At 43.9% G+C, this 12473-nt stretch carries 10 protein-coding genes; 8 read left to right on the forward strand and 2 right to left on the reverse strand.

What is annotated here, in order from left to right:
- Positions 1–33: 33 nt before the first annotated feature.
- From PG766_RS07180 to PG766_RS07215, 8 genes are all read left to right on the forward strand, one after another.
- On the forward strand, positions 34–939 hold the full coding sequence (locus PG766_RS07180) for a hypothetical protein (RefSeq protein WP_117824713.1): 906 nt from the start codon (positions 34–36) through the stop codon (positions 937–939).
- Positions 940–1211: 272 nt separating this feature from the next.
- Entirely contained in the window at positions 1212–2333 is a 1122-nt protein-coding gene (locus PG766_RS07185; RefSeq protein ID WP_118199126.1) for an ABC transporter ATP-binding protein, read from the forward strand.
- Positions 2317–3183 carry an ABC transporter permease subunit gene (locus tag PG766_RS07190; protein WP_055297387.1) on the forward strand — a complete coding sequence of 289 codons (867 nt, stop codon included), beginning with the start codon at positions 2317–2319 and terminating at the stop codon, positions 3181–3183. Before PG766_RS07185 ends, PG766_RS07190 begins: the two co-directional genes overlap by 17 nt.
- Positions 3184–3195: 12 nt before the next feature.
- Positions 3196–4650, forward strand: coding sequence for a Gldg family protein (locus PG766_RS07195; RefSeq protein WP_118199127.1), 1455 nt, complete (start codon positions 3196–3198; stop codon positions 4648–4650).
- A gap of 18 nt (positions 4651–4668) precedes the next feature.
- A complete protein-coding gene (locus PG766_RS07200; protein ID WP_118199128.1) occupies positions 4669–5610 on the forward strand; it encodes a DUF4340 domain-containing protein in 942 nt (313 codons plus the stop codon).
- A gap of 203 nt (positions 5611–5813) precedes the next feature.
- Complete coding sequence (locus PG766_RS07205; RefSeq protein WP_118199129.1) at positions 5814–8036, forward strand: alpha-galactosidase; 2223 nt, start codon at positions 5814–5816, stop codon at positions 8034–8036.
- Positions 8037–8139: 103 nt separating this feature from the next.
- Positions 8140–9555: an aminotransferase class I/II-fold pyridoxal phosphate-dependent enzyme gene (locus tag PG766_RS07210; RefSeq protein ID WP_118199130.1), complete on the forward strand. Its 1416-nt coding sequence runs from the start codon at positions 8140–8142 to the stop codon at positions 9553–9555.
- Positions 9548–10147, forward strand: coding sequence for a guanylate kinase (locus tag PG766_RS07215; protein ID WP_118199131.1), 600 nt, complete (start codon positions 9548–9550; stop codon positions 10145–10147). The genes PG766_RS07210 and PG766_RS07215 overlap by 8 nt, the downstream gene beginning before the upstream one ends.
- Before the next feature lie 327 nt (positions 10148–10474).
- On the opposite strand, the gene PG766_RS07220 is transcribed toward PG766_RS07215, so the two are convergent.
- Positions 10475–11401, reverse strand: a complete 927-nt coding sequence (locus PG766_RS07220) for a SufB/SufD family protein (RefSeq protein ID WP_117824642.1) — start codon at positions 11399–11401, stop codon at positions 10475–10477.
- A 17-nt stretch (positions 11402–11418) separates the two neighbouring features.
- Entirely contained in the window at positions 11419–12144 is a 726-nt protein-coding gene (locus PG766_RS07225; protein ID WP_022220430.1) for an ABC transporter ATP-binding protein, read from the reverse strand.
- Between the last annotated feature and the right edge of the window lie 329 nt (positions 12145–12473).

A 12473-nucleotide genomic window follows, 5' to 3' on the forward strand; every position in this document is an offset into this window, starting at 1 on the left:
ATGACGGTAAATCTAAGAAGGAGGATTCTTTTTATGTTGGAAATGTTCGTGGTGAGAGAAACGGTATTTTTTCTGACGGGAGTGATGATCGGGATCGGCGCGATTGCAAGACTGATTACCGGGATTTCACTGAAAAAGCTGGTAAGAGCAGCAAGTAACATGAGTAAAAGCAATCATCCGCTGATGCGGCTTGTAAGGGCAAAATTTGAGCATGGGTGTATGGTGAGTGATAAAGTACAGAATGTTGGTGCATTTGTAGAGAAATATTTGTATGAATACCGGGTGCTTGGCGTGAGGCTGCATACCTGGAGGCAGTGGGCGAAGGGGAGCATCTGGCTCTGCCTTATCTTTGGAGCCACAGGAACAGCGCTTGCTTATGCAGCGGGGGAGAGGGAACAGGGACTTTACAGATATGGTATTTTGGGCGGTATGGGAGCTTTGGCGCTCTTTCTACTCCGGATGCTTGCGGATGATGCCTATCAGCTGGAGGCAGCGAAAACCTATATGGTAGATTTCCTGGAAAATACATATGCTCATCGCTATGAGAAGACCAATCAGAAAGAAATCCAGGTTACGGTTCAGAGAGCGGATGAGATTCCGGAGAAAATGGATGCAGAGGAAAATGAAGCGGCGCATTCTGGTCAGGTGCAAAGACCATTTTCAGAAGAAACCGTGCCAGCAAGCGCAGCTACGGTAAATGCGGTTTCTGCGAACGAAAAACGGTATACAGAAGATGGACAAATGCAGCAGACCGTGCAGACAGTAGCAAAAGTGGGACAGGCGAATGCAAATCAGGCTGATGAAATGCGGACGCAGCAGCCGGGAGCACGGATGGAAGATACAGCCGGTTCCAGATTTAAGCAGGAAGATACCGGCGAAAAGCTGGAGCCGACAAAAGAGGCAAGAATCCGGGAAATTCTGGAAGAATTCCTTGCCTGACTGGTGTGGATAATCGCAAGTTAAGTGAAATCTGCCCAGTATATAAAAAAGTCTTTCTCGGGTAAAAAAGTGATTTAAAAATATAAAATACCGATATGTGGAAAAGCTGATTCCAGATATCGGTATTTCTATTATTATCGGGCAGGTGGTACACTTTTACAGTTCACAGTTTCACAGAAAAAACACAGAATGAACACAGATTGCCCCCAGAAGTTTCACAAATCATCCGTATAATTGAAAAACATGAAATTTTGTAGTCAGGAGGAACAACATTGATTGAGGTAAAAAATCTTGTAAAGAAATACGGCTCACATCTGGCTGTAGATCATTTGAATTTTACTGTAGATACCGGGCAGATCTATGGATTTTTAGGACCGAACGGTGCCGGAAAGTCCACAACGATGAATATTATGACCGGCTATCTTGGCGCCACAGAAGGTGAAGTGCTGATCAACGGGCACAATATACTGGAGGAACCGGAGGCAGCAAAAAAATGTATTGGTTATCTGCCTGAGATGCCACCGCTTTACACGGATATGAAGGTGAATGAATACCTGAGGTTCGTAGCGGAATTGAAGAAGATCCCAAAATCGGAACGGCAAGAGCAGATTGAGAAGGTCATGCTGATGGTGAAGATCATGGATGTACAGGACCGGCTGATCAAGAACCTGTCCAAAGGTTATAAGCAGAGAGTCGGACTTGCGCAGGCAATCCTTGGATTCCCGGAGATCATCATTCTGGATGAACCGACGGTCGGACTGGATCCGAAGCAGATCATTGAGATCCGTGAACTGATCCGCGAGCTGGCAAAAGAGCATACCGTGATCCTGAGCTCGCACATTCTGGCAGAGATCCAGGAAGTCTGCGATTATATTATGATCATTTCCAAAGGGAAACTGGTGGCAAGTGATACACCGGAGAATCTGGAAAAGCTTCTGACGAATCAGCAGACTGTGGAAATCCTGGCAAAGGGAAATGAAGATACGGTACGGAAAGTCATCGGCACAATCGGTAATGTGCAGAAGGCATCCGTGGAACACGGAAAAGAAGAAGGAACGGTAAAAGCGAGTCTGTTCCCGAAGGATGGAAAAGATATCAGGGAAACAGTATTTAAGGCATTTGCACAGGAGGGCTGCCCGTTACTTATGTTGTATCACAGCCGCACGACGTTGGAAGATGTATTCCTGGAGCTGACGCAGGGAAGCACACCTGCAGCAGCAAAAGCGATGAAGGACGGCGAAAAGAAAGACTGGATGGTAAAGCGGCGCAAGAAAAATGCGCAGGAAGAGGCAGAAGAGAACGAGCTGACTGAGATGGATGAAGAGCCGGAAGAAAATGCCGTTCCGACAAGTGAGGATGAAAAGGAGGATCTCGAAAATGACAGCAATTTATAAACGAGAATTAAAATCCTATTTTCAATCAATGACAGGCTATGTCCTGATCGCCTTCCTTGTGATCTTCACGGGAATCTATTTTATGGCGTACAACTTAAATTCGGGATATCCCTATTTTTCATATGTTCTGATGAATATCAACTACGTGTTGATCATCATTATCCCGATGCTCACCATGCGTTCCTTTGCGGAGGAACGGAAGAACAAGACAGACCAGCTTCTGCTTGCCGCACCGGTAAAATTATTTGATATCGTGATGGGGAAATACCTTGCGATGGTGACGGTATTTGCGGTACCGTGCCTGATTTTTTGCATTTTCCCGATTATCATTAAGAGCTTTGGAACGGCGTATCTGAAGGTGGATTATCTGTCGATCCTGATGTTCTTCCTGCTCGGATGCGTGTATCTGGCAATCGGAATGTTTCTTTCGTCACTCACAGAAAGTCAGATCATTGCGGCAGTAATAACCTTTGGCGTTTTGCTTCTGATCTATCTCTGGGGAGGACTGATCGATTTCCTCCCGACATCAGCTACAAGCGGCATGATCGGTATTGTGGTATTCGTTACCATTGCGGCGCTGATCATTTACCGGATGACTGGAAACTGGATGATCGCAGGAATTATCGAAGCGATCGGAGTTGTTGCGGTTGTGATCGTAAGCTTCGTAAAATCTTCATTATTTGAAAATATTTTGGTCAACATCATGAAGAAGCTGTATCTTGCAGATGTATTTGACAACGTAGCATATAACAAGCTTTTCGATGTGAGTGGGCTGATCCTGTATCTGAGTGTGGCAGGTGTATTTATCTTCTTGACCATGCAGTCCATTCAGAAAAGACGTTGGAGTTAGGAGGGAGAAGACATGGAAAAAATCAAAAAAATGTTCAGCAGCAAGTCCTCCCGGAACGGAACTTACAGCGTAGGGCTTGCAGTGATCGTGATTGCAATCGCGATCGTGATCAATCTGGTGGCAGGACAGCTTCCGGAAAAAGTAAGAAATATTGATATCAGCAGCAACAATCTGTACGATATCAGCAGCGTGTCCACAAAAATGCTGAAGAAGCTGGATAAAAAAGTAGATTTGAAAGTGATCGCAGAACAGGATTCTGTGGATACCAGGATCAAGACTTTTGTGAAAAAATATGCGGCGCTTTCCGGTAAAGTAAAAGTGGAATGGGTGGACAGCGTACTGCATCCGTCCGTTCTTCAGAAATATAATACCGATGGGAATGTAATCGTTGTGTCCTGTGATGCAACCGGAAAGTCTACAACGATTTCATTTTCAGATATTATCCAGTCCGATTATTACTCTTATTATACGACCGGAAGTGCCAGTGAAAGTTCTTTCGACGGAGAAGGACAGCTTACCAGTGCGATCAATTATGTAACTAGCGAGGAAACAAGCAAGATTTACCGAACCAGTGGTCACGGAGAAGCGACATTTTCAAGTTCGGTAAGTGATCTGCTTACTAAGAATAATCTGGAGACGGAAGAAATCAACCTGAGCATGAATCCGGAAATCCCGGATGATTGTGACCTGTTGTTCCTCTATGCACCGACATCGGATATTACAGATGATGAAAAGACAATTATTGAGAAATATCTGAGTGACGGCGGAAAGGTTTATCTGATCCTTGGAGATACGACTTCAGACACACCAAATCTGGACGGAATTATGTCGGATTATGGACTGAAAAAAGTCAGCGGTTATATTGCAGATACCCAGAGATGCTACCAGGGAAATTATTATGCAATCTTCCCACAGCTTTCTCTGAGTGGTGACCTGGGAAGCGGCATCAGCAATCAAATGGTACTTCTGCTGAATTCACCTGGTATGGAGAAAACAGATACGGATAATGATAATCTGACGGTTACTCCATTTATGCAGACATCAGACAGTGGATATGCAGTGACAGAAAATGACCAGACACAGGGACAGTATATCCTGGGAGCCGTTTCTACCAATGCGATTTCTGCGGATTCTTCAGATTCGGACAGCGAGGATGAAGACGATAAGAGTGATGCAACGGATACAGACACAAAGACAGCAAGACTTACGGTGCTTGCTTCTGCATCTATGATCAGCTCGGATATCACAGATCAGCTGACGACACTGGATAACCTGACTTTGTTTGTAAATTCAGTGACAGAGAATTTTGATAATGTAAACAATGTTGCGATTGAAGCGAAGAGTCTTTCGACTGAGACCAACACACCGATGCATGCAGGTGCATTCAGCATCCTTGTGATCTTTATTATTCCGCTTGCAATTCTGATCCTTGGATTTGTGATCTGGATGAGAAGACGGAAAGCGTAAGAGGCAGGAGGAAAAAAGATGGAGAAAAAAACAAGGACAATAGGAATCCTTCTGCTCGTACTGCTTGTTTTGCTCATTACATTTTTCGGGCTGAAAAAATGGAATACATCTAAGTCAGAGGCAGAAGAGAAGAAAAAAGAAAATGCAGTGGTGCATATTTTTGAGACAGATTCGCTGGAGTCGATCGAGTATAAAGAAGCATCTGGGGAAGAAATGTCCTTTGTAAAAGAAGATGATACCTGGGAGTATGCGCCGGACACCACGATCGCACTGACGGAGAGCAGTATGCAAAATATGGAAGATGCATTTTCGGATATTCGGGCGGTAAAAGAGATCAAGAATCCGGATGACCTTTCGGACTATGGATTTGATTCACCGGAATATAATCTTACGCTGACCGGAAAGGATGGCGAGGCACATAAATTTCTAATCGGGAATGCTTCCGGAGAAAATTATTATTTCATGGAAGATGGAACAGAAAAAGTGTACACGGTATCGGCAGATCTGATTTCGGAAATGGTATGGCAGCTTGCAGATGTTGCTGAAAAGGACAGCTTTGTAACAGTTACATCTGATAACTTTGTAAAAGAGACTGTGACAAAACCGGGTGACGAGGTAAAAACCTACGAAGCGGACAATGAGGATCAGGAAGATACTGTCACAAGTATTATGACAGCACTTTCCGGATTCTATTTTACAGATTGTGCAGATTATCATGTGACGGACGCGACGCTTGGCAATTACGGGCTTGCGGAAGATCAGCGGACGAAGGTGGAGCTGACTTACAAGGATACGTCGGATGATGACAAGGAAAAGACAGTTACATTCTATGTGGGAAGCAAGGACGACAGTGCGACCTACTATTATGTACAGATGGACGGTTCACAAAGAGTAAGCCGGGTACTGATCGATACGGTAGAGAAAGCGCTTGGATGGAAAGTGGACAGTAGTGCAGAGTAAAAGAATACAAAGAGAAAATTAAATAAATCTGCTAAGAAAGGAAAAGGGATGATGTCTTTTAGGAAAGGACAGAGTCCCTTTTTTGAGTGTACGTTTTTACAAATTTATCCGCAGGAATCATTGACGCTGAAAAACCAACAGTGATACTATACAGATAATACGGAAAAATGAACGTTATACAATACGGAATGAGGAGAAACGATATGCCAATCATATACAATGAAAAAACAAGAGAGTTTCATCTCTACAACCAGGAGATCAGCTATATCATCAAGATCCTTGACAACGAACAGCCGGGACAGCTCTACTACGGAAAACGCCTGACACACAGAGAAGATTTTGGACATCTTTTTGAATATGCGACGCGCGATATGTCACCGTATGCTTTCGAGGGAAATTCTACATTCTCACTGGAGAATATCAAGCAGGAGTATCCGACTTTCGGCTGCGGAGATATGCGTTTTCCGGCATATGAGATCGAGCGGGAGAACGGAAGCCATGTAGTCGAGTTTGTATATAAAGAGCATAAAATTTATAATGGCAAACCAAAGCTTGAAGGACTTCCGGCGACATATGTAGAAAGTGATGATGAGGCGCAGACTCTGGAACTGGTTCTGGAGGATACAAGTATCAATACAAGAATTGTCCTTTTATATACGATCTATGAAGCATTTCCGGTGATCGCGAGAAGTGTACGTTTTGAATGTGATTCTGACGAAAAGATCACACTTCTTTCTGCAATGAGCGCCTGTGTGGATCTGCCGGACAAGGATTATGAGATGATCGATCTTGCCGGTGTGTGGGCGAGAGAGCGCCATGTGAGAAGACATAAGCTAGATTACGGTATCCAGAGTATTTACAGTATGCGCGGATGCAGCAGCTACCAGTTCAATCCGTTCCTTGCACTTGCGCGTGAAAATGCAGACGAGTTCCAGGGGCAGGTCTACGGTTTCAGCCTGGTTTACAGCGGAAATTTTCTTGCACAGACAGAGGTAGACAATTATGATACCGCCCGTGTGCTGATGGGAATCCATCCAAATGGATTTAAGTGGACACTTGGAAAAGGCGAATCCTTCCAGACACCGGAGATGGTAATGGTATATTCGGAAGCCGGACTTAACGGAATGAGCCAGACCTTTCACAAGCTGTACCGCACACGTCTGGCAAGGGGAACCTGGAGAGATAAGGTTCGCCCGATCCTGATCAACAGCTGGGAAGCATTTTATTTTGATTTTGATGCGCCAAAGCTTCTGGGACTTGCGGATGCGGCAGCAGATCTTGGAATGGAGCTTTTTGTATTGGATGATGGATGGTTTGGAAAGAGAGATGACAGTACTTCTTCCCTTGGTGACTGGTATCCGAATGAGGAAAAGTTGAAAGGAACGTTAAAGGAGCTGGCAGAAAAGATCAATGCCAAAGGTTTAAAATTCGGGCTCTGGATTGAACCGGAGATGACGAACAAAGACAGTGATCTGTACAGGGCGCATCCGGACTGGCTTCTTGCAGAACAGGGCAAGCGGATCTGCCACAGCCGGACACAGTATGTACTGGATTTTTCTAAGAAAGAGGTACGTGAATATATCGGGGACATGCTGGAAAATCTTCTTGCAGAAGTGCCGGTATCTTATATCAAATGGGATATGAACCGTACATTTTCAGAGGTGTTCTCCAATGGAAATGACAGAGAGTATCAGGGAAAGGTCTGCCACAAATACGTTCTTGGAGTGTATGAGCTTTATGAGCGTCTGACCAGCCGGTTCCCACATGTATTGTTTGAATCCTGTGCAAGTGGTGGGGCAAGATTTGACCCGGGAATGCTTTATTATGCACCGCAGGGATGGACTTCGGATGATACCGATGCGATTGAACGTCTGAAGATCCAATATGGAACTTCTATGGTCTATCCGGTAAGCTGTATGGGAAGCCATGTATCAGCGTCACCGAACCATCAGACAAACCGTGTGACACCGATCGAGACAAGAGCGGATGTGGCTTACTTCGGAACGTTCGGATATGAGCTTGATCTTTTAAAACTCAGCGAGGAAGAAAAGGAAGAAATCCGCAGACAGATCGCATTCATGAAGGAGAAGAGAGAACTGATCCAGAAAGGAACTTTCTATCGACTGAAGAGTCCGTTTGAGGGAAATGAGACCGCATGGATGATCGTATCGGAGGATCAGAAGAAGGCGCTGGTCGGTTATTACCGGGTAATGCAGCCGGTCAATGTTGGATTTAAGAGACTGAAGCTGAAAGGGCTGAAAGAAGATATCTGTTATAAGGTCAGCGGATATGATTATGACTGCTATGGCGATGAGCTGATGCAAGTCGGAATGATCCTGTCCGATTCTGCGTCCGGTGTATGGAAGAAGGGCGTGAATGATAAGGGAGATTTCCAGGCGAAAGTGTTTGAGATTGTGGCTGTGTAAGCCGGAATATATGGAAAGGACGAAATGGGAGAACCGTTTCGTCCTCTTGCGTTTTCGGAAGAAAAATTATATGATGTTTCTAAAAGACTTAAAGAGGTATCAAATGGAACGACTATACGATAAATTAAAAGCATATTCCGAGAGCGATTTTTACGCATTTCACATGCCGGGACATAAGAGAAACAAGGCACTTCTTGGAATTGAACTCCCATACGATCTGGATATCACGGAAATCGATGGTTTCGATGATCTGCATCACGCAGATGGTATTTTAAAAGAAGAGCAGGAAAGAGCCGCAAGGGTATTTGGGGCAGAGGAAAGTCATTTTCTGGTAAATGGAAGTACTGCCGGAATTTTAAGTGCAGTGATGGGATGTACGCACCGGGGAGATAAGATTCTGGTGGCACGCCATTGTCACAAATCCATTTACCATGCAATCTATATGAATGGTCTTGTACCGCGCTATGTGTATCCGGAATTTGATATTTCCATGCATATGAACGGGGAGATCAGCAAAGAAGATGTGGCAAAAGCACTTGCTGCAGAGCCGGATATCAAAGCCGTTGTGATCGTATCTCCAAACTATGACGGTGTGGTATCGGATGTGAAAGGAATTGCAGAAGTGGTACATTCGTATGGGATTCCGCTGATCGTAGATGAAGCACACGGACCTCATTTTGGATTTCATCCGGCATTTCCGGAGTGTGCAAATGATTTGGGAGCAGATGTGGTGATCAACAGTCTGCACAAGACATTGCCGTCCCTTACCCAGACAGCGATCCTGCATATTAACGGAAAGCTTGCCAATCGAAGAAGAATTAAGAAATATCTGGATATGTTGCAGAGCAGCAGTCCGTCGTATATTTTCATGGCAAGCCTGGATGCCTGCGTGGATTTCTTGGATGGAAAATGTGAGGAAGCATTTGAACTTTATGTAGAGAGGCTGCAAAAGTTCAGAGAAGAGCTGGAACTATTGCAGCATTTACAGATTCTCCGTACAGAACATTATGATATTTCCAAAGTTGTGATTTCCACGGCAAATGCAAATATTACAAGTCCGGAACTTGCGGACCGGCTGCGAAAAGAATATCATCTGGAAATGGAAATGACCGGAGGAACCTATGTACTTGCGATGACGACCGTGGCAGATACGCAGGAAGGACTGGACAGGTTAAAAGCTGCGTTACTGGAAATAGACGGTCAGCTGGAAGCAAAAACAGCCGTTTCCGGAAGCATAGAGATTTCCGGAGAGCTTCCTAGACTGGAGCAGTATTTTACACCGCAGGAGGCAGCAGACCGGGAAGAAGACGGAGAAGCAGAAGAGATTCCATGGAAAGAAAGTGAAGGACACATTTCTCTGGAATACGCATATCTCTACCCACCGGGAAGCCCGGTTATCGTACCCGGAGAGCGGATCAGCCGGGAAGCAGTAGAACTTCTTTGTTATTATGAAACACAGAATCTCCAAATAGAAGGAATACAGACGGAAGGCAAGATAAAGGTGTGGAAACATGAGTAAAATATATTATCTGATGGGAAAAAGTTCAACGGGGAAAGACACAATCTACAAAGAATTGAGAAAAAGAATGCCACAGTTAAAAAATGTAACGATCTATACAACCCGTCCACGGCGTGAGGGAGAAAAAGAAGGCGAAGAATATTTCTTTACAGACGAAACTGAACTTGAAAAGTTCAAAACAGAAGGCCGATTGATCGAAGAACGTGCTTACAATACAGTTTATGGTATCTGGCACTATTTCACCGCTGATGACGGACAGTTCGATTTTGAACAAAAAAATCAGGATTATCTCATGATCGGAACTCTTGAATCCTATGAAAAATTGAAAACCTATTTTGGAAACGAAAAAGTAGTTCCACTTTACATCGAGGTAGAAGACGGAGAGCGCTTAACCCGAGCCCTCGCCCGTGAGAAAACCCAGAAAGAACCCAAATACGCCGAAATGTGCCGCCGTTTCCTCGCCGATTCCAAAGATTTCTCCGAAGAAAACCTCGCCCACGCCGGAATCACAGAACGCTACGAAAACACAGACCTTGAAGACATCCTCGAAAAAATCTGTAAAAAAATACTAAAAAAGCAGAGTCAGCTATAAACCATACAAAACTCAACCATTCATAAATAACACCGATCTCAACACCCCAGTGAGACAGGCCCACCTGTTCAGATGAATCCTGCATTGAGAAATTCTTGAAACTTAAATAAGATTTTATAATGTAGTGGAGTTAAGACACAGAAAAAGACAAAAATTATCCTCTGGATCTGCGAATTTTGCACTATGGAACCGAGACTTAATCAATTGTGGAAGCCATTGCTGACACAATTGATGCTTTCAAAGGCTCGGTGGAATGGTTAGTGCAACTGAGCATAGCCAGAGGATAATTTTGTCTTTTTCGTCTCTTTTACTACTACACGTATGACTCTAATTCAAGAAGTTCTCAATAATCACCCCTTCTGCTTCCTCTTCCGTCATTCCAAGAGTCCGCAGCTTGATTAACTGCTCATCATTGATCCTTCCGATCGCAGCTTCGTGGATAATAGCCGCATCCACATGCTTCGCATTGATCTCAGGAATTGAACTTACTTCTGCATGATCCATGATAATAGAATCACACTGAACATGTGCATGGCAACGGTTCTTTCCGACAGCCCTCGGATGGAAGACCTGTCTGGATTCGCCTTTTGCGACCGAACGGGATACGATCTGCGCAGAGCTGCCTTCTCCGAGCAGTTCCACCATCATATTTGAAGTAGCTTCCTGTTTTCCATGTGTCATCAGTTTTTCAATGACATAAAGCTTGGAACCGGCTTCCAGATGTACATTATTTTCACGAACCGTAGAATCGACTCCTTTGATCTGAGCAGTATCCAGTGTAAATACAGAATTTTCACCAAGATAAACTTCGGTAACAGGATTGAGTACACGGGTTCCAGTGCCTTCGCCCTCTCCATAATGCTTTTCTACATAGCGTACATTTGCATTTTTTTCCACATGGAAAGTATGAATACCATCATGGCGGCTTTCGTTACATCCGCTGTTGTGGATACCACATCCGGCAATGATAGTTACATTTGCACCTTCTGCTACATAAAAATCATTGTAAACAACGTCCGTCATTCCGCTTGCATCAACAACAACCGGAATATGAACTTCTTCGCCGTCTGTTTTTCCATCGATGAAAATATCAATTCCCGGCTTGTCCTGTTTTTTCTTGATTTTAATATGCTCACTGTCTCCGTGGCAGAGAGCGATTCCATTATGTCGTAAATTGAATGCACCGGACTGTGTAAAACCGGTGTCATCGATCTGTGCTAATACTTTTTCTGTAATTTTATCCAATAAAGTCATTGTATCTTCCTCCCCTGTTATCTACATTTCAGACAGCTGTAAGAATCGGCTGTCTTTCCTAATAATTGTGGAAGGATATCCGCAGTCTGTCCGATCGAAGCGATCTTTCCGCCTTCGATCACCATGATCCGGTCAGCCATCTGGATGATTCTCTCCTGATGAGAAATAAGAATAAGACTCTGTTTTTTCTCTTTGTGCATTTTTTCAAACTGTTCGATCAACATAGAAAAACTCCAGAGATCGATTCCGGCCTCCGGTTCATCGAAAATACAGAGTTTGTGCGGCTTTGCGAGAACGGTTGCAATTTCCAGACGCTTCATTTCACCGCCGGATAAGGTTCCGTCTACTTCACGTTCAATGTATTCGTTGGCACAAAGTCCAACGGTACTTAAAAGTCTGCAACAGACATCTCTTGTCAGATCTTCTCCAGCCGCAAGTGATAAAAGCTTGCTTACCGTCATTCCTTTGAAGCGCGGTGGCTGCTGGAATGCGTAACCGATTCCGGCTTCTGCCCTGTGGTTGATATCATAATCACTGATATCGGTTCCGTCTAAGATGATCTGTCCGGCACTTGCCTGGTCAATCCCCATCAGCACTTTTGCAAGTGTGGATTTGCCACCTCCGTTCGGACCGGTGATCACCAGCATTTCTCCGTCTTCTACGTTAAAACTGATATTTTCTACAATGCTGCGTTCTATTCCGTTTTCATTCACCTGGAATGTAAGATTTTTTACTTCCAGCATGAGTTCATCCCCTTTCTGTGTAAGAAACTTATATAAAGTTTGTCTGGTTGAAAAATTTATATTCATAAATTGTATGATGTAAGTATCAAAAGAATAAATTGCGTAACAATGGAGCAATCTGATTACATCATTGGATACAGAATCTTTATATATTTATGTCTATTATAAAACATATCGAAAAAGTTGTCATCTTTTATTATTGAAAAGCATACCTGCAAAGCGAAATTCGCAGAATTTTCAGAAATAATTCAGAAAGACCACAGGAATTTGCTCTAGGTATCTGCATAAATTTATGTTATACTAATGGAATAGTAAGAAAGAAGAGGGTG

Origin of the sequence: Coprococcus sp. LG101-27 (genome assembly GCF_027695515.1) — a bacterium.
Lineage (GTDB): Bacteria > Bacillota > Clostridia > Lachnospirales > Lachnospiraceae > Allocoprococcus > Allocoprococcus comes.